Annotated in this window: 14 protein-coding genes and 2 pseudogenes; 10 read left to right on the top strand and 6 right to left on the bottom strand. The window is 56.9% G+C overall.

Annotated elements, in window-relative coordinates; translation table 11 throughout:
• Positions 1 to 84 precede the first annotated feature (84 nt).
• On the bottom strand, positions 85 to 1,137 hold the full coding sequence (locus tag ON14_RS01525; RefSeq protein WP_010202562.1) for a glycosyltransferase: 1,053 nt from the start codon (positions 1,135 to 1,137) through the stop codon (positions 85 to 87).
• Between the two features lie 67 nt (positions 1,138 to 1,204).
• Here ON14_RS01525 and uvrA point away from each other — a divergent pair, with 67 nt between their 5' ends.
• The 10 genes and pseudogenes from uvrA to ON14_RS01475 all read left to right on the top strand — a co-directional run bounded on the left by uvrA (position 1,205) and on the right by ON14_RS01475 (position 12,547).
• Positions 1,205 to 4,078: an excinuclease ABC subunit UvrA gene (gene uvrA / locus ON14_RS01520; protein ID WP_010202561.1), complete on the top strand. Its 2,874-nt coding sequence runs from the start codon at positions 1,205 to 1,207 to the stop codon at positions 4,076 to 4,078.
• A gap of 73 nt (positions 4,079 to 4,151) precedes the next feature.
• Positions 4,152 to 6,077, top strand: a complete 1,926-nt coding sequence (gene uvrC / locus ON14_RS01515) for an excinuclease ABC subunit UvrC (RefSeq protein WP_010202560.1) — start codon at positions 4,152 to 4,154, stop codon at positions 6,075 to 6,077.
• A 12-nt stretch (positions 6,078 to 6,089) separates the two neighbouring features.
• Positions 6,090 to 6,965: an RNase adapter RapZ gene (gene rapZ, locus ON14_RS01510; protein ID WP_010202559.1), complete on the top strand. Its 876-nt coding sequence runs from the start codon at positions 6,090 to 6,092 to the stop codon at positions 6,963 to 6,965.
• A 45-nt stretch (positions 6,966 to 7,010) separates the two neighbouring features.
• The gene (gene whiA, locus ON14_RS01505; RefSeq protein ID WP_010202558.1) at positions 7,011 to 7,991 is read left to right on the top strand and encodes a DNA-binding protein WhiA; all 981 of its coding nucleotides are present in this window, start codon (positions 7,011 to 7,013) and stop codon (positions 7,989 to 7,991) included.
• Positions 7,992 to 8,100: 109 nt separating this feature from the next.
• Positions 8,101 to 8,727, top strand: a complete 627-nt coding sequence (locus ON14_RS01500) for a superoxide dismutase (RefSeq protein ID WP_010202557.1) — start codon at positions 8,101 to 8,103, stop codon at positions 8,725 to 8,727.
• 108 nt (positions 8,728 to 8,835) lie between these two features.
• Positions 8,836 to 9,843 (top strand): type I glyceraldehyde-3-phosphate dehydrogenase, encoded by a 1,008-nt coding sequence (gap, locus tag ON14_RS01495; protein WP_010202555.1) that lies wholly within the window; start codon positions 8,836 to 8,838, stop codon positions 9,841 to 9,843.
• Between the two features lie 12 nt (positions 9,844 to 9,855).
• Complete coding sequence (locus ON14_RS01490) at positions 9,856 to 11,073, top strand: phosphoglycerate kinase (RefSeq protein ID WP_010202554.1); 1,218 nt, start codon at positions 9,856 to 9,858, stop codon at positions 11,071 to 11,073.
• A pseudogene (tpiA, locus tag ON14_RS01485) lies at positions 11,061 to 11,857 on the top strand (triose-phosphate isomerase). The gene ON14_RS01490 and the pseudogene tpiA overlap by 13 nt, the downstream one beginning before the upstream one ends.
• A 46-nt stretch (positions 11,858 to 11,903) precedes the next feature.
• Positions 11,904 to 12,152, top strand: a complete 249-nt coding sequence (gene secG, locus ON14_RS01480; RefSeq protein ID WP_010202547.1) for a preprotein translocase subunit SecG — start codon at positions 11,904 to 11,906, stop codon at positions 12,150 to 12,152.
• 32 nt (positions 12,153 to 12,184) lie between these two features.
• The gene (locus tag ON14_RS01475; protein WP_026037459.1) at positions 12,185 to 12,547 is read left to right on the top strand and encodes an RNA polymerase-binding protein RbpA; all 363 of its coding nucleotides are present in this window, start codon (positions 12,185 to 12,187) and stop codon (positions 12,545 to 12,547) included.
• A gap of 82 nt (positions 12,548 to 12,629) precedes the next feature.
• Here the strand turns inward: ON14_RS01475 and pgl are convergent, their stop codons facing one another.
• From pgl to tal, 5 genes and pseudogenes are all read right to left on the bottom strand, one after another.
• Entirely contained in the window at positions 12,630 to 13,433 is an 804-nt protein-coding gene (gene pgl / locus ON14_RS01470) for a 6-phosphogluconolactonase (protein ID WP_010202543.1), read from the bottom strand.
• Positions 13,430 to 14,404, bottom strand: coding sequence for a glucose-6-phosphate dehydrogenase assembly protein OpcA (locus tag ON14_RS01465; RefSeq protein WP_010202541.1), 975 nt, complete (start codon positions 14,402 to 14,404; stop codon positions 13,430 to 13,432). Before ON14_RS01465 ends, pgl begins: the two co-directional genes overlap by 4 nt.
• A pseudogene (gene zwf, locus ON14_RS01460) lies at positions 14,401 to 15,941 on the bottom strand (glucose-6-phosphate dehydrogenase). The gene ON14_RS01465 and the pseudogene zwf overlap by 4 nt, the downstream one beginning before the upstream one ends.
• A gap of 35 nt (positions 15,942 to 15,976) precedes the next feature.
• Positions 15,977 to 17,575 (bottom strand): glucose-6-phosphate isomerase, encoded by a 1,599-nt coding sequence (locus tag ON14_RS01455; protein ID WP_026037458.1) that lies wholly within the window; start codon positions 17,573 to 17,575, stop codon positions 15,977 to 15,979.
• Positions 17,572 to 18,684 carry a transaldolase gene (gene tal, locus ON14_RS01450; protein WP_010202538.1) on the bottom strand — a complete coding sequence of 371 codons (1,113 nt, stop codon included), beginning with the start codon at positions 18,682 to 18,684 and terminating at the stop codon, positions 17,572 to 17,574. Before tal ends, ON14_RS01455 begins: the two co-directional genes overlap by 4 nt.
• Positions 18,685 to 18,700 lie beyond the last annotated feature (16 nt).

Here is an 18,700-nt window from a genome sequence, read left to right as displayed (position 1 = left end):
TTACTGACCTGAAATCAGTTTCGCATCTCGTGCCGAGCGCAGACCCAGCCGTCAGTAACCTTCTGTGCAGTAGTTCTTCTTCGACTAAGAGAGCGATTCATGGAGCTCGACCATGGCACGCGCTAACGGCATCGCATCGAACGGCAGTGCGGTGTCTCGTGCTGCTCGTCGACGTACCTCAACAGGCTCGCTTTGGAACGCCGTAACGGCCGCGGCGATGTGCTCAGGGTCGGCTTGCGAATTGATGCCGCCGCCGGCGCAAAAGTCGATGTGGTGGTGGTCCGAACCGATCATGACTGCCGGGGTCCCCGAAGCTAGAGCTTCGAGGGCCACCTCATGACCAACGATTCCTGATGCGGTCACGAGTGCGAAATCCGCGGTGGCGAACACTTCTGAGCGCTCTGCGAGCGATAAATCGGCGGCGCTCAAGAACTGCACAGGAATACCTTGAGCACTTCGTTCGAGTCTGTGACGAAGCGGACCATCGCCGATGACGACAAGGTGAACGTCATGATTCTCTGCGGTCAGTGTGCGCACTGATTCGATAGCGAGCGACACTGACCCCGAAGCAGTGAGCGGTGCAGCGCAAACAAGGATCAGATCGGCCCCACTCGTGTCGCGTAACGCTGCGTTGTGCCGTAACGGAGTGAAAATCTCCAGGTCAACGCCGGCTCGTATCGTCATCAGCGTTTCTACAGAGACCTGTTCGGGGGAGTGGGCGGTGTTCTGCGGTCCGCAAATAATCCGCTCAAAGTTTGTCAGCGCGGGATCGGATGCCCAGCCGGCTGCCATTCCGTCGGCGAAGAGTAGCGCCGGAACTTGGTTGTCCCTCGCCCAATTTCCCAGTTGGCGAAAGCTGAGGCGATCTGCAACCTCGAGGCGATCGGGTGCTAGCCGCTCAAGAGCACGTCGAATGGCGAAGGGGATAGGGACGAAACCTCTCCGTAAAGCCGCAGAATGCGCCGGTACCGAGATCACAGTTCCGAATTCCGTCCACGTCACAGAAGAGACCGAACCGGGCACGATGACCGAAAATTCGTGGCCTGCCGCGCGGTAGGCGATGCCGCGCGCACGAACTGCGCTAGACGGCGAAAGGGCCGAGACTGAATAGAAACTTGTCACGTGCGCAATATGCATCTGCTCATTATCGCGTGGATAGGGCAAACGTTCAGGCAATGTCAGTGGCCTCCGTAGAATAGTAAGAGTGACTACTGCACAGTCGATCCCCAATTCTCACCTCAGCGTCCGCGGCGCTCGAGTCCACAATCTAAAGAATGTTGACCTCGAAATACCTCGAGACTCCCTCGTGGTCTTCACTGGTCTTTCCGGTTCGGGAAAGTCCAGCCTGGCCTTTGACACGATCTTTGCCGAAGGGCAGCGACGCTATGTCGAGTCGCTTTCTGCCTATGCTCGTCAGTTCCTCGGTCAAGTCGACCGCCCTGACGTAGATTTCATCGAAGGTCTTAGCCCCGCTGTCTCTATTGACCAGAAGTCGACAAACCGTAACCCACGCTCGACTGTAGGAACAATTACAGAGATCTACGACTACATGCGGCTGCTGTGGGCACGAATTGGTGTCCCACATTGCGCAGTGTGTGGCGAGAAGATTGAGAGTCAGTCGGTTCAGCAGATTGCCGACCAACTCATGAAGCTCGACAGCGGCACTCGCTATCAAATCGTGAGCCCTGTTATTTCGCAGAAAAAGGGCGAGTTTGTTGACCTGTTCGCTGAACTAGCGTCAAACGGTTATTCACGAGCGCTAGTGGATGGCGATGTTATCCAGTTGAGTGATCCGCCGAAGCTTAAGAAGCAATACAAACACGACATTTCCGTTGTCGTCGACCGCCTAGTGGCGAACGACGATATCCTCACCAGGCTAACGGACTCGTTGGAAACAGCTCTTCGGCTGACCGACGGTACTGTCGCGATCAACTTCGTCGACGAAGAAGGTGACGCTGCGTGGCGCTCGTTCTCCGAGAAGTTGTCGTGCCCTAACAATCATCCGATTCAGCTCACTGAAATCGAGCCGCGAACGTTCTCGTTTAACGCTCCTTTCGGCGCCTGCCCGGAATGCTCTGGCTTGGGAACCCGCATGTCGATCGATGCAGACCTTCTCATCGCCGATGATTCGGTGAGCCTATCTGAGGGCGCAATTTTGCCGTGGACGAACTCCGGAAAGGGCTTGTACAACTACTTCGAAAAGCTACTGGGGGGTTTGGCTCAAGACCTAGACTTCTCGCTCGATACGCCGTGGGGCGAGCTGCCCGAAGACGTTCGCGACGCGATACTCACGGGAAACAATTTCAAAGTTTCAGTCAAGTGGAAGAACCGCTACGGCCGAGAAATGAAGTATTCGACGGGGTTCGAGGGCGTAATCCCGTATATCGAACGCAAATATCTTGAAGCTGAAACTGACGTGCAGCGTCAGCGTCATGCGGCCTACCTGCGGGAGATCCCGTGCCCGGTATGCCAAGGCAAACGCCTGAAGCCTGAAGTGCTCGCCGTAACCGTTGCTGATCGCAACATCTCTGATATTTGTGAGCTCAGCCTCAGCGATGCCTATGCCTTCATGAACGGGATCAGCCTCTCAGAGCGCGACGCTCGAATCGCAGCGCAAGTACTACGTGAAATTCGCCTTCGGCTCGAGTTCTTGGTCGAGGTTGGCCTCAGTTATCTCAACCTTGCTCGCGCAGCGGCAACGTTGAGCGGTGGCGAGGCCCAGCGGATCCGGCTCGCGACTCAAATCGGCTCGGGACTAACCGGGGTTCTTTATGTGCTCGATGAGCCAAGCATCGGACTCCATCAGCGAGACAATCGCCGGTTGATAGAGACTCTCGTCAAATTGAAGAATTTGGGCAACACGCTCATTGTCGTCGAGCATGACGAAGACACGATTCGAACTGCGGATTGGATCGTCGATATTGGTCCCGGTGCTGGCGAGCATGGTGGCGAGGTCGTCCATTCCGGTTCCTATGCTGATCTGTTGAAGAATACGAACTCGATCACGGCGGATTACCTTTCAGGTAGAAAAGCGATCGAGACACCAAAGAAACGTCGACCAGTAGATCGTGATCGTCAGGTCACCGTCGAAGGTGCCAAGGCGAACAACCTTAAAAATGTCACGGTGAAATTTCCCCTCGGCACGTTTACCGCGGTCACCGGCGTCAGTGGTTCGGGAAAATCGAGCCTAGTCAACGACATCCTCTATAAGGTCCTCGCTAATGAGCTCAACGGAGCTCGGCAGATTCCCGGCAAACACACTCGTGTTACCGGGCTCGAGAACCTCGACAAGGTCGTCCACGTTGATCAGAACCCGATCGGCCGCACGCCACGCTCAAATCCCGCGACGTACACGGGCGTCTTCGACAAAATCCGCACGCTGTTCTCGGAAACCGGCGATGCGAAGGCCAGGGGTTATCTTCCCGGACGCTTCAGCTTCAACGTGAAGGGCGGTCGGTGCGAGAACTGTTCCGGTGATGGCACAATCAAGATCGAGATGAACTTCTTGCCCGATGTTTACGTCGCCTGTGAAGTGTGTGGCGGAGCTCGGTATAACCGCGACACTCTTGCTGTCAAATACAAGGCGAAGAACATCGCTGAAGTGCTCGATATGCCCATTAGCGAAGCCGCAGAATTCTTCGAGGCGATCTCGAGTATTCACCGCTACCTGAAGACGCTCGAAGAGGTCGGTCTCGGCTACGTTCGACTCGGACAAAGCGCGACAACACTTTCTGGTGGAGAAGCGCAACGCGTAAAACTCGCTACCGAACTCCAAAAGCGATCGATGGGGCGCAGCATCTATGTCCTCGATGAGCCGACCACTGGTCTGCATTTTGAGGACGTGCGTAAATTGCTTTTGGTCCTCAACGGCTTGGTAGATAAGGGCAACACGGTGATCGTGATCGAGCACAATCTCGACGTAATTAAATCTGCAGACTGGCTGATCGATCTAGGTCCCGAGGGTGGTGCTGGAGGTGGAGAGCTGCTGTTTACTGGCACTCCGGAAAAACTTGCCAAGGTGAAAGATAGCCACACCGGACAATTCCTTGCGGAAATTCTCAGCGGCACCCGTGTCTAATTCAACGGCCTCGTTGCTAGCGTGATGAACGCGTGCGAAACAGAGTCCCCGGAGAGAGCAAGAGGAGCACAAGTTGGCTGAAACTGTCAGTTGGCGGCCTCGCGCGGGTGATATTCCTGCCGAACCCGGTGTCTATCGTTTCACTGATGAACGCAAACGCATCCTTTACGTTGGCAAGGCAAAGAATTTGCGCTCCCGGCTGAGCAACTACTTCGCGCCGCTGTCGTCGCTTCATGAGCGCACTCGTCGTATGGTGCTTTCTGCGACGAATGTCGAGTGGACAATTGTCGGTAACGACTTTGAAGCTCTCCAGCTTGAATACACGTGGATCAAAGAGTTCGATCCGCCCTTCAATGTTCAGTACAAAGACGACAAGTCGTATCCGTATCTTGCGATCACCATGGGCGATGCTGTTCCCCGAGTCTTGGTAACGCGCAACCGAAATTTGCCCAATGCTCGTTATTTCGGACCGTATTCGCGAGCGTGGGCGATTCGCGACACCGTTGATGTCATGCTCAAGGCGTTCCCGATGCGCAGCTGTTCGACGTCGGTTTATAAACGAGCTCAACAAACCGGCCGGCCGTGCCTTCTCGGCGACATCGGAAAATGCGCGGCCCCCTGCGTCGGGAGGGTCACGCTGGAGGAACACAAGTCGATAGCCCTTGACTTTGCTTCGTTCATGGCGGGCAACGATTCACGGATGCTCAACTCCATTCGGTCCCGCATGAGCCAGGCTGCAGAAACTCAAGACTATGAATCTGCCGCCCGCTATCGGGACCAGATCGGCGCGATGGAAACCGCGTTGGCAAAGAACCAAATCGTTCTCGCTGACGATGTTGATGCAGACTTCTTCGGGATCGCTCATGATGATTTGGCCGCCGCCGTGCAGCAGTTCATCGTGCGTGGTGGTCGTATTCGCGGGGTGCGCGGATGGGTCGTTGATAAAGAGCTCGATGTCGATCTCGGGGGACTCGTGGAGTCGGTACTGCAGAACGCCTACGACGACACAACGCCACCACGCGATGTTCTAGTTCCCGCCCTGCCCGAAGACAGCACTGTGTTAGAAGAATGGTTGGCTCAACGAAGGGGAGTAGGGGCCCGGGCTCGGCTGCGTGTCGCCAAGCGAGGAGAAAAGGCTGCGCTCGCCCAAACAGTAGAGACGAATGCCAAAAACGCGCTAATGCTGTACAAGTCAAAACGCAGCGGGGACTTCGTTGCCCGGTCGCAGGCGTTGGCAGATATTCAAGAAGCGCTAGGCATGTCAGAAGCACCACTTCGAATGGAATGCTTTGACGTGTCACACCTCTCGGGAACGAACGTAGTCGCCTCCATGGTTGTGTTCGAAGACGGGGTCCCCAAGAAGCAGCATTATCGACGCTTCAATATCGCAGAAACGACCGACGACACCGACTCCATCTATCAAGTGCTCAAACGCCGTCTCGCGTACCTCGCTGCTGGAGCAGCGGTGCCAGAGGCAGGCACGGCAGCCTCCGAGGCGTCTGCAGCTTCGTCCGCGGATCCAGACTCTGGAGCACAGCCTGCGACGACGAAGTTCGCCTACCCTCCGCAACTACTCCTCGTTGACGGCGGACAACCGCAGGTTTCTGCCGCACAACGGGCCCTAGAAGAATCTGGTGTTTCAGGGATTCAACTCGCGGGAATCGCGAAGAGGCTCGAGGAGATTTGGCTGCCGAACGCCGACTTCCCCGTCATCCTGCCACGCAATAGCGACGCACTTTTTTTGATTCAGCGTTTGCGAGATGAGGCACATCGCTTTGCGATCACGCATCAAAGGCAGCGACGTTCTAAAGATGTTTCCTCCGTTCTTTCCACCGTTCCCGGGCTCGGCCCGTCGCGAATCAAAGCATTGCTTCAGCACTTTGGTTCGGTCGCACGCTTGAGAGCGGCATCTGCTGAGGAGATCACTGAAGTCCCGGGCGTTGGTGCTTCGACAGCGGACGCCATCATCCAGAAGCTCGTGCAACCTGACCTCAGGTAGTCTGAGATCATCATGAAACCCGTTACCGAACAGCAAGAGATGCTCATCGTTACCGGCATGTCGGGCGCTGGGCGATCGACCGTTGGCAACGCCCTCGAAGATCTCGGCTGGTATGTCGTCGACAACCTTCCCCCTCAGATGCTTCTTCCGCTTGTCGACCTCGCACACCGCGCGGGAGACTCTCTTCCCCGTGTCGCCGCAATTATCGACGTGCGTGGCGGAAAATTATTTTCTGATGCTCAGGAAGCTATCCAGTCGCTGCGTGGGTCAACTTCTCTGAGGGTGCTCTTTCTCGATGCCGAAGATGCCGCATTGGTACGCCGCTTCGAGCAGGTTCGCCGACCCCATCCTCTTCAAGAGGAGGGCACTCCGCTTGACGGAATCGCTGCCGAACGCACTCGAATGGCAGAGATTCGGTCGAGCAGCGATATCATCATCGACACTACCGACCTTAATATTCACCAGCTCGCGACAACGATCATCGAAAAGTTCTCGGCGGAGAACGACGCCGGTTTGCGTATTACTATTGAGAGCTTCGGATTTAAGTATGGCCTTCCAGCAGACGCCGATATGGTAGCTGACTGCAGGTTTTTGCCTAATCCTTTTTGGATTCCCGAACTCAAAACGCTTGACGGACTCGATGAACGGGTGCGCGCGTACGTGGTCGGGGCAACGGGAGCACAAGAGTTCGTTGCGGACTATGCGCGAGCTCTTGAGCCTGTTTTCGCCGGCTACCAACGCGAAAATAAGCGCCACGCAACGATTGCAATCGGCTGTACCGGTGGTAAACATCGGTCGGTCGCGATTGCAGAAGAATTATCCGCCATTTTGAGCGGCTTACCCGGAGTAGCGGTAAGCATTAAACATCGGGATCGCGGACGAGAGTAGATTGCTCATCCATGACGACCCTCATCCTGAAAGAAAGGCCAGTTAGTGGCATTAACTGCTGAAGTCAAAGACGAACTGGCACGAATTCAGTTGGGCAAGACCACCGAGCGCGCGGCTGAACTCGCGACAATTCTGCGTTTCTCGGGCGGACTGCACCTGATTTCGGGACGCATCGCCGTCGAGTCTGAATTGGAAACCGAACTTCTCGCTCGTCGCGTTCGCCGTGACATCGCTGAGCTCTACGGTGTGCGCTCTGAAGTGTCACGCGTCGCATCGTCTGGTGGTCGCCGATCGAACAACCTTTTGGTTCGTGTTCTTGACGGGGGAGAAACCCTAGCGCGCCAAACCGGTCTCCTCGACGCGCGACGTCGTCCGATCCGTGGTCTTCCGAACCGAGTCACCACGGGAGGCCGTGGCGAGTTGGCAGCGGTCTGGCGTGGTGCCTTCCTGGCTGCGGGATCGCTCACCGATCCTGGCCGCTCTGCAGCGCTTGAAGTTATTTGTCCCGGAAACGAAGCGGCTATGGCGTTAGTGGGCGCGGCGGGCCGTCTTCGCGTAGCAGCAAAGGCTCGCGAGGTGCGTGGGGTTCATCGGGTAGTGGTTCGGGATGGCGAAGCAATCAGTGCGATGCTGACCATCATGGGTGCCGAAACCACCGTTGTAAGTTGGAACGAGCTTCGCCAGCGCAGGGAAGTGCGTGCTACCGCCAACCGCCTCGTGAATTTTGACGATGCTAATTTGCGTCGTTCAGCGCAGGCCGCAGTTGCAGCGTGCGCACGAGTTGAACGCGCTCTTGAAATCTTGGGCGAAGACGTTCCAAAGCACCTTCGTTACGCCGGCGAACTTCGATTGAGCCACCGAGACTCGAGCCTCGACGAGCTGGGTCATCACGCCGACCCCCCGATGACGAAAGATGCCGTGGCCGGACGTATTCGACGACTCCTTGCCATGGCTGACAAGCGAGCAAGCGACCTTGGTGTAGCAGGAACTGAAGCGAACCTCCCCACGGAGTTAGAGGAAGCTTAGCGTTCTATCCATGCGGCACGTGTGCCGGATGGACGTGGTTAGACTGGAAGCATCTCGCCTGCTCGTGCTTGCCAGCCGAGCGGGATTCACGATTCTAGGAGGACCTCCGATGGCTGAATACACCCTTCCCGAACTTTCATACGATTATTCTGCGCTCGAGCCGAGCATCAGCGCGATGATTATGGAGTTGCACCACAGCAAGCACCACCAGGCCTACGTCACCGGGGCGAACGCCGCGATCAAGGGTCTCGCTGAAGCTCGCGACTCCGGGGATCTCTCGAACGTCAATAAGCTCGAAAAAGACCTTTCCTTCAATCTTGGTGGTCACGTTAACCACTCCATCTTCTGGACGAATATGTCGCCGAACGGTGGAGACAAGCCGACTGGCGACCTCGAAAGCGCGATCGATGATCATTTCGGGTCGTTCGATAAGTTCACCGCACACTTCACCGCCACGGCGATGGGCGTGCAGGGCTCGGGTTGGGCAGTGCTCGCTTGGGACTCCATCGGTGAGCGACTAATCATCGTTCAGTTCTTCGACCAGCAGGGAAACCTGCCGGCCGGAATCGTGCCCCTTCTCATGCTTGATGTGTGGGAGCACGCGTATTACCTCGATTACAAGAACGTGCGTGCTGACTATGTCAAGGCGTTCTGGAACATCGTTGATTGGGCTAACGTTCAAGACCGCTTCAGCGCCGCGCGTTCGAAGACAAACGGTCTGCTGCTACTCTCGTAGCGGCATCGTGGCCGGGTTAGGCCCCGGCTTTATCCCTGTCTCCGCTAAATGTATTACCCCACCACTACAGCACGACGCGTCGTAGACGCCTGATTTTCTGGAGCAACAGTGAGCGTAAAAATCGGTATTAATGGTTTCGGTCGCATTGGTCGCAACTTCTTTCGAGCGGCTATGGCCAAAGACAGCAACATTGAAATCGTTGCAGTCAATGACCTCACAGACAACAAGACTCTCGCTCATCTCCTCAAGTACGACACAATCACGGGCCGTCTTGACGCCGAGGTAACTTTCGACAACGACCAGATCGTCGTCAACGGAAAAGCGATCAAGGTCTTTGCAGAGCGCGACCCCGCAAACCTTCCTTGGGGCGAATTGGGCGTCGACATCGTTATCGAGTCGACTGGTCACTTCACCAAGTCCGTTGATGCTGCCAAGCACATCGCCGCAGGCGCCAAGAAGGTAATCGTTTCGGCCCCCGCGTCTGGTGACGACGTAGCTACTGTCGTTCTTGGTGTTAACGAGGGCGACTACGATCCCGCCATCCACAACATCATCTCGAACGCGTCGTGCACCACCAACTGCCTCGCGCCGTTGGCAAAGGTGTTTATGGATAACTTCGGCATTGACACGGGCTTTATGACGACGGTTCACGCCTACACTGCGGACCAGAACCTTCAGGATGGCCCGCACGGCGATCTGCGCCGAGCACGCGCCGCCGCGCAGAACGTCATTCCGACGTCAACCGGTGCAGCTAAGGCTCTCGGCATGGTCATTCCGGAACTCGTTGGCAAGCTCGACGGCTACGCATTGCGCGTTCCTGTGATCACCGGCTCGATTACGGATCTCACCATCACCACGTCCTCCGAAGTGACCGTCGAACAGGTCAATGCCGCCTACAAGGCAGCAGCTGAAGGTCCCCTCAAGGGCATCCTCAAGTACACCGAAGACCAGATTGTCTCGAGCGACATTGTTGGCGACCCACATTCGTCGATCTTTGACGCGGGACTGACCAAGGTCATCGGCAATCAGGTCAAGGTTGCATCGTGGTACGACAATGAGTGGGGTTACTCCAACCGTCTCGTTGACATCGCCGAGTACGTCGGCGAACGCCTCTAACCCCCGACGAATATGAGCCTCAGAACTCTTTCAACGCTCTCGGATCTCCGAGGAAAGCGTGTCATCGTTCGGTGCGATTTGAATGTTCCTCTCAAGGACGGTCAGATCACCGACGATGGCCGCATACGCGCGTCCCTGCCGACTCTCAACGCTCTCATCAATATGGGAGCTCGGGTCGTCATCATCTCGCATCTCGGGCGCCCCAACGGGGAACCAGATTCGCAGTACAGCCTCGAGCCCGTGGCTCAACGCCTTTCGGAACTCCTGGGCAAGGCTGTTGTCTTTGCTAAGGACACTGTTGGCCACGCCGCCGAGCAGGCTGTCTCCGAGCTAGATGACTGTGGCGTAGCGCTGTTGGAGAATCTGAGATTCAATTCTGGTGAAACGTCTAAGTCAGAGGCGGAACGCGAAGAGTTTGCTAGCAAGCTCGCTCGTTTCGGCGACGCGTTCGTCTCTGACGGTTTCGGTGTAGTTCACCGCAAGCAGGCAAGTGTCTTCGAGCTGGCGAAAGCTCTCCCGAGCGCGGCAGGCATTTTGATCGAAACTGAACTCGGCGTCCTCGAACGTCTCACAGTTACCCCTGAACGGCCATACACGGTCGTTCTGGGCGGGTCAAAAGTCTCAGACAAGCTAGACGTCATCGGTGCTCTTCTTCCGCGCGTCGACTCGCTTCTCGTCGGTGGCGGCATGCTTTTCACTTTCCTTGCAGCCCAGGGTTACAAAGTTGGTGCAAGCTTGCTCGAGCAAGATCAGCTTGAGACTGTAAAGCAGTACCTCTCGCAAGCTTCAGAACTGGGGGTCGAGATAGTTCTCCCCACTGACATCAATGTCGCGGCCTCGTTTGCGCCAGACGCAGCTCACCAGATCACAACGGCCCACGCTATTGAGGACACGGAGTTTGGGCCCGCAGGCATCGGGCTCGACATCGGACCAGAAACTGCCGCTCGATTCGCTGAAGTGATCGGAGCGTCTAAGACGGTGTTCTGGAACGGTCCTATGGGCGTGTTCGAATTCCCCGAGTTCGCTGCAGGTACCAAAGCGATCGCGCAAGCATTGGTAGACACCGATGGATTCGGCGTAGTGGGCGGTGGCGATTCCGCGGCGGCGGTTCGCGCGCTAGGTTTTGACGACGACCAGTTTGGTCACATTTCTACGGGTGGCGGTGCAAGCCTCGAGTTCCTCGAAGGCAAGCAGCTTCCCGGACTGGAGGTACTTGGATGGCAAAGGTAAAGCGCGTCCCGCTTATTGCGGGCAACTGGAAGATGAACCTCGATCATCTGCAGTCGATCGCGTTCGTGCAAAAACTCGCATGGACGCTGAAGGATGCCCACCACGATTTCGGTGCCGATGGCGCCGAGGTGGCAGTTTTCCCCCCGTTCACTGATCTGCGATCAGTTCAAACCCTCATCGCGGCCGACAAACTTGATGTGCGGTTCGGTGGCCAAGACCTTTCGGAGCATGAGTCTGGTGCCTACACCGGTGAGGTCTCTGGTGCCTTCTTGTCTTCCCTTGATTGCCGCTACGTTCTCGTCGGTCACTCCGAACGTCGCACGATGCACGGAGAGACGGATGAGCAGCTCTCACGCAAGGTTGCTGCAGCGATCAAGAACGGACTCGTTCCCGTGCTGTGCGTCGGAGAGACCGCCGACGACCTCGAGCAACACGGTCCGAGCGCAGTTCCAGTCGCTCAGCTGAAAGCCGGGCTCGCTGGTATTTCCGGTACGCCGGATATCGTCGTTGCCTATGAGCCTGTGTGGGCTATCGGCTCAGGAAAAGCGGCAACGCCTGAACAGGCCGAGCAAGTGGCGTCGCGCCTTCGCGAGACACTGGCCGAAGTCTTGGGTGATGACGTTGCGCTGCGACTCGAATTCTTTATGGTGGTTCGGTGAAGTCTGCGAATATTGCTAGTTTGATGCGAGAGCCAAATATCGATGGAGCACTCGTAGGGGGAGCTAGTCTCGATGTTGCGGAATTCGCAAGCATCTCGCGGTTCTCCAAACACGTCGGCACCTAGCCGTTATACTGTTCGAGGCCTGTACGGCCTGTTCGAAAGGTTCTTTGTGGAAATTCTCCAGGTTGTGTTGCAGGTATTGCTCGGCATAACGAGCTTGCTGCTCACACTTCTTATCCTCCTCCACCGCGGTCGCGGTGGAGGCCTCTCCGATATGTTCGGCGGGGGAGTGACATCCAATCTCGGTGCATCGGGAGTTGCAGAACGCAACTTGAACCGAATCACTGTGATCCTGGGAGTCGTGTGGATCAGTTGCATCGTTGTTCTTGGTCTGATCACCAAATTTGACGGCGCATAGGAACCTCAATTCTCACTAGATAGGGGAACACAGTGGCATCAGGCGGTAGTGCAATTCGCGGTTCACGTGTGGGTTCAGGGCCCATGGGCGAACAAGATCGTGGCTTTCAGGCTGAGCGTGTTCAGATTTCGTACTGGGACGCTCTCGGTAATGAAACGGTGCGCTCTTTCTCGGCCATAATCCCGGATGAAGAGATCCCGGAGACGATTGATTGCCCGGCCTCTGGTCTTCCTGCAGGGCGTGACAAAGAGAACCCGCCTTCGGTAGCAAAAATTGCTCCGTATAAGACGCATCTCGCGTACGTGAAAGAACGCCGCAGCGACGATGAAGCCGCTGAGCTGCTCGACGAAGCACTCACCCAACTCCGCACTCGTCGGGGAACACTGAGTTCCTAACGAACGGCTCGAATTTCTCGGAGCGTTAACGAAGCGATGGCCCCAACCGAATCGGTTGGGGCCATCATTTCGTTAACTCGCTTTAGTGCTCATCTGTCGAGTCCGCACTTGTCCAGAACTCTCCAGGATCAATGAGGGCGTCTGGAACTTGAGCTGCAGCGTCAGAATCGACGAAGAACAGGGTCTTACGACGTCCCTCGAGACCCGCGGCTGGAACTTCGTTGTAGCTTGCGCCGGCGAGGGTAAGTCCGAGGGCGGAGGCCTTATCGCTGCCTGCCACTACAGCCCAAATGCGTACTGAAGAATTGAGAACCGGTAGCGTTAAGCTGAGGCGTTCGCTAGGTGGTTTGGGCGCATTTTGCACCGCGATCACGCTGCGTTCGATCTCCCGAATACCTTCTCGCTCGGGAAAGAGCGAGGCAATGTGCCCATCAGGTCCAACACCAAGAAATACGATGTCAAAGTTCGGGTACTTACCAGAGCGTGCTGCGTGCGTGGCTAATTCTTGGGAATACGCGTCAGCTGCTTCATCCAAGCTCACTCCCGCATCTGACGCCGCAAACTGGTGCACGCGGGACGGGTTCACCGGGACGTGAGCGAGAAGTGCGTTGTGCGCCTGAACGTCATTGCGTTCCTGATTGCCTGCGGGAAGCCAGCGCTCGTCGCCCCACCAAAAGTTGACTCGTGACCAATCTACGTCGTCTCGTTTTGCGGATTTATTGATCGCTTCGAGTACAGCCTGCCCCATCGTGCCACCCGTGAGTACGACGGTGGCTTCATCAAACTCGGAGATAATCTGGGGAACCTTGGTGAGAAACCGTTTGGCTACGGCCTTGGCCAACTCAGGTTTGGTGGAGTAGACAATTGCACGCCGTTCGTTGCTCACGAGTTGCTCGCTTTCGTTGAAGTCTCCGCCTGTGACGCTGTCAGTTCTCGAACTCCGCGGCGAACCACATCTCCGAAGAGACTATCGGGGTCTAGTCGACGAAGTTCTTCAGCAAGACAGTCTCGCAGGCTTCGTCGAGGCATCGAGATGTCGTGAACGGGTTGATCAGGTTGAGTCAACGTCGCGATGCTGGCAACGTTACGTTCCAAGTGGATGGTTCCCGATTTACGTTCAAGCACTACCGAGTGGATTCCGGTTGGCACCGGAGAACCGTCGGCCACCTCGAGTGAAACATTTACTTGGAGTTGCATCTGTAACCAAGCGGCGAGGAGCATCGTCGAGGGAGAGTCGGCCGCGCCACTAACGGTCACCGCAGTAATCGACTCATAGGGCGGTTGATCGAGCACGGCTGCAAGCTGTGCTCGCCAGAGCGTGAGCCGGGTCCACGCAAAATCGGTGTCACCGGGAACGTAGGTTTTGCACATACGATGCATTGCCTCGAGAGGATTGGCATTCGCTGCGGCATCAGTGATGCGACGCTGGGCGATGCGGCCAAGCGGTGACTCTGAGGCGTTTGCTGGCGCCTCGCCGGGCCACCAGGCGACGACGGGAGCATCGGGGAGTAAAAGGCCGGTGACGAGACTTTCTTGGTCGAGAGCTGCATCGCCATACGCCGTAACAACAATTACTTCGCTTGCGCCAGCATCGCCGCCGACACGAATCTGTGCGTCGACGCGGGGTACTTCGTCGACTGTGGGCGACGCGCTGCTGGTTGAGATCACCAATACCCGCATAGGGTGCTCGCGAGATGCATCATTTGCGGCTTCGATCGCTTCTTCTTCATTCCCAAGTTCTGCGGCGATGATCAGCGTCAGTACTCGGCCGAGCGCTACGGCCCCGCCTTCCTCGCGGATACGAACGAGCGCCTTCGAAATCTTAGAAGTAGTGGTGTTGGGCAGATCTACGATCATGGTCTTCTCCAAACTCGTCCGTCGCGCGCCATGAGGTCATCAGCCGACGTCGGACCCCAGGTTCCGGGACGGTATTGTTCCGGAGCGCCCTGCGTTGCCCAGAATTCTTCGATGGGGTCGAGAATCTTCCAGCTCAGTTCGACTTCTTCATGCCGTGGGAAGAGCGGAGGGTCGCCAAGGAGCACATCCAGGATGAGACGTTCATACGCTTCCGGACTGGCCTCGGTAAATGCGTGTCCGTATCCGAAGTCCATCGTGACATCACGAACATGCATCTCTGCTCCGGGAACCTTGGAGCCGAACCGGATAGTGACGCCCTCATCGGGCTGTACCCGGATCACCAAAGCATTCTGCCCGAGGGCCGAAGTTCGGCTCTCTTCAAAGAGATACTGTGGCGCACGTTTGAACACAACGGCGATTTCCGTCACGCGTCGGCCTAACCGTTTTCCTGCGCGGAGATAGAAGGGCACTCCGGCCCAACGACGTGTGCCGATGTCGAGACGAATAGCTGCATAAGTCTCTGTTTTGACTCCGGATTCATCCCGTCTTCTTCTAGGAAGCCGTCGACTTTTTCGCCACCCTGCCATCCGCCTGCGTATTGACCACGTGCCGTGTGGGCGGAGAGATCTGCCGGCAAACGGACGGCCGAAAGAACTTTCTCCTTCTCAGCGCGCAGATCAGCGGCGTCAAACGACACAGGCTCCTCCATGGCGGTAAGAGCAAGCAGCTGCAGCAAGTGATTCTGGATTACATCTCTTGCGGCGCCAATTCCGTCGTAGTACCCGGCACGGCCTCCTACGCCAATGTCTTCAGCCATGGTGATTTGCACGTGATCAACGTGATTCGAATTCCACAAGGGCTCGTAGAGCTGATTGGCAAAGCGGAGCGCCAGAATGTTTTGCACGGTCTCTTTACCGAGATAGTGGTCGATCCTGAAGACGCTGTCTGGTGGAAATACGGATTCGACAACATCGTTGAGTTCGCGCGCGGTCTTCAGATCGCTACCAAATGGTTTTTCGATAACGACGCGGCTCCACTGGCCATCACGCTGTTCGGCCAATCCTGAGTTGCGTAGCTGCTCGGTGACTTGAGGAAAAGACTTGGGTGGGATCGAGAGGTAGAACGCATGGTTGCCCATGGTTCCACGCTCGCGATCGAGGTCCGCGAGCGTAGTCTTCAGGCGCTCAAAGGCCTCAGCGTCATCGAACTCGCCCTGCACAAACCGAATCCCCTGAGCGAGCTGCTGCCACACATCTTCATCGAAAGCGGTGCGCGCGTACTGCTTGACAGCGTCGTGAACGACTTTCTCGAAGTCCTGGTCTTCCCAGTCACGGCGGGCGAAACCAACAAGTGCGAAGCCGGGGGGAAGCAGTCCCCGATTGGCCAGGTCATAAACGGCGGGCATCAATTTCTTACGCGACAGGTCGCCAGTGACACCAAAAATAATCAGAGCGCTTGGCCCAGCAATGCGATTGAGCCTGCGATCAGAACTCAAACGCAACGGATTAAAGTCGGCGCTGATTTCAACGGGGGACATGCTTCTCCTCTACGTGCAGCACGAGCGTGTGACGGTTATCCGATCGCGTCGAGCAAAAGCGGTAGCGAAACCTTGGGGTTCGACACCGTCAAGCTCAATACAGGGCGTCCGTGCTCGGCGAGTACGCTCGCATCGCCCGCAGCTTGAGCGCGGATGAACTGCCCGAAAGTGAATGGACGATCAGGGATTTGGAGGTCGGTCTCTTCAATCACAATAATCTGCAGGAAAACGCCAACTGCGGGTCCTCCCTTGTGGAACTGCCCAGTTGAGTGCAAGAAGCGCGGACCCCAGCCGAACGTAACCGGACGCTTGGATCGTGCGGCCGCACGTTCACGAATCTCAGCGAGTTCGGGATACGCCGTGCGATCGGCGTATGCCTGGATCGCTACGTAGCCGTCGTCGTCGAGGTAGGAGAGAAGCGAAGAAACAACCCCAGCGAGGTCATCGCTATCAGCCACAACCGCGTCAGTTCCGCGAACCTCTACGTCGCCGACGGTGAAGGCCGGCTCCAGTGGGGGAGTCGGGTTATCGATGAGTTGCCGAGCGGCGTTTTTTGCGGCTTCAACATCAGGCTGATCGAAGGGATTGATGCCGAGCAGTCGGCCAGCGACGACCGTCGCGTATTCCCAGAGGAGCAATTGACCGCCGAGTGATCCGGCAATTTCGATCTCACCATCAATGACCTCTTTCGTGTCGTCCCAATCGCCAACGAGCCGAACGATCTGAAGATCGTCGAGTCCTTCGGAGATTTCCGGGGAATCGATCTGCAAAACTACGGGCAGGATTCCCTTGCCGAGCTTTCCTGTCGATTCAGCGATGAGCTGCTCAGCCCAATCGCCGAAGCCCAGAATGTGGGTACCGTCGGTAACAATTCCGAGCTTGTCTTTGAGTGGATCGGCTCCAGCGATCGCCGCACCAAGGATCAATCCCGGATTGCTGAGGTTGTCGACAGCAAGCTCAACCATCACGGCTTCTGCTTCATCAAGCAACTCTGACAGGTCGACGCCAGCGAGCCCCGAGGGCACAAGGCCAAATGCAGTGAGCGCCGAGTAGCGCCCGCCGACGTTGGGATCAGCGTTAAAGACGCGGTACCCCGCGGCGCGAGCCGCGACATCCATCGGCGAACCGGGATCAGTGACGATCACGATACGTTCGCGCGGATCGATGCCAGCATCCGTAAAGAATTTCTCGTAGATTCGTTTCTGAGAGTCAGTCTCCAGCGTCGATCCCGACTTCGACGAAATGACCACTGCGGTGGTCTGAAGCCGATCAGCGAGAGCTGCTGAAACCTGAGCGGGGTCTGTCGAGTCAAGAACCGTCAACTCAACACCGTACGTACGAGTGATGACCTCAGGAGCGAGCGACGATCCGCCCATTCCTCCCAAAACAAAGTGGTTAACGCCCTCGGCACGGAGCTTGTCGCGCAATGCGTAGATGTCTTCAATCATGGGTCGCCCGACCGACACGGCCTCAACCCACCCCAAGCGTTTGGCCGATTCTTCTTCAGCGTCGGGGCCCCACAGGGTGGCGTCCCCACCGGTGATGCGGCTAGCTACGAGATCATTGACCAATTGGGGAACGATGCGATCGACGGCTTCCGCCGCAGCACCTGAAACTGCAATCTTCACACTCATTTTGCGGCCTCGAGAGCGGCAGAAACGGTGTCGAGGAGTTCATTCCACGAGACGATGAACTTCTCAACGCCTTCCCTCTCCAGCAGCTCCGTGACTTCGTCGTAGGAGATGCCGAGTGCGGTGAGAGCATCGAGAGTGATGTTCGCAGCAGCGTAATTTGTGGTGACTTGCTCACCATCGATGACGCCGTGGTCGAAGGTCGCTTCGAGTGTCTTCTCCGGCATCGTGTTCACGGTCTCGCCGACGGCCAGTTCCGTAACATACAGCGTGTCAGGAAGGCTCGGGTCCTTAACGCCGGTGGACGCCCACAGCGGACGCTGTTTGTTGGCGCCAGCGGCGATTAGCGCACGTGCGCGATCCGTCGAAAACGCGTTTTCGTAAACCTGGTACGCGAGGCGGGCATTGGCGATGCCTGCCTTGCTCTTGAGCGACTTTGCATCGTCCGTACCGATTGCATCAAGACGCTTATCGATCTCGGTGTCGACACGCGACACAAAGAACGATGCGACCGAGTGGATCTTAGCCAAATCATGACCCGCAGCTTTAGCCTTTTCGAGTCCAACGAGGTAGGCCTCGATGACGTCTCGGTGACGTGCCAAGCTGAAGATGAGCGTGACGTTGACGCTGATGCCGGCGGCAATGGTCTCAGTAATTGCTTCGAGGCCCTCCACAGTCGCAGGAATCTTGATCATTGCGTTCTCACGAGCAACCTTTGCCCAGAGCTGCTGAGCCTGGGCGATTGTTCCCGCGGCGTCATGCGCAAGGCCGGGCTCGACCTCGATCGATACGCGACCATCGCGACCATCAGTCGCGTCGTAGACGTTGCGGAAGATATCGCTGGCAGCAGCAACGTCATCCGTCGTGATCTCGAACACAGCTTCGGTGACGCTCTTGCCTTCGGCAGCGAGAGTGGCGACTTGCTCGTCGTAGGCCTCGCCCTTCGCCAGCGCCGTAGCGAAGATCGTCGGGTTGGTGGTGACTCCAACTACATTGCGCGACTCGATGAGCGACTGGAGCCCTCCCGAGTTGATTCGCTCGCGCGACAGGTCGTCAAGCCAGATGCTTACGCCGACACCTGAGAGTGCTGCGGTGGGTGTTTCGTTTGTCATTTCTATCTCCCTTGTC

It is taken from the genome of Salinibacterium sp. PAMC 21357, assembly GCF_000247645.1.
Taxonomy (GTDB): Bacteria; Actinomycetota; Actinomycetes; order Actinomycetales; family Microbacteriaceae; genus Rhodoglobus.
The sequence above is the reverse complement of the archived record's forward strand: the minus strand, read 5'-3'. Positions and strand labels throughout refer to the sequence as shown.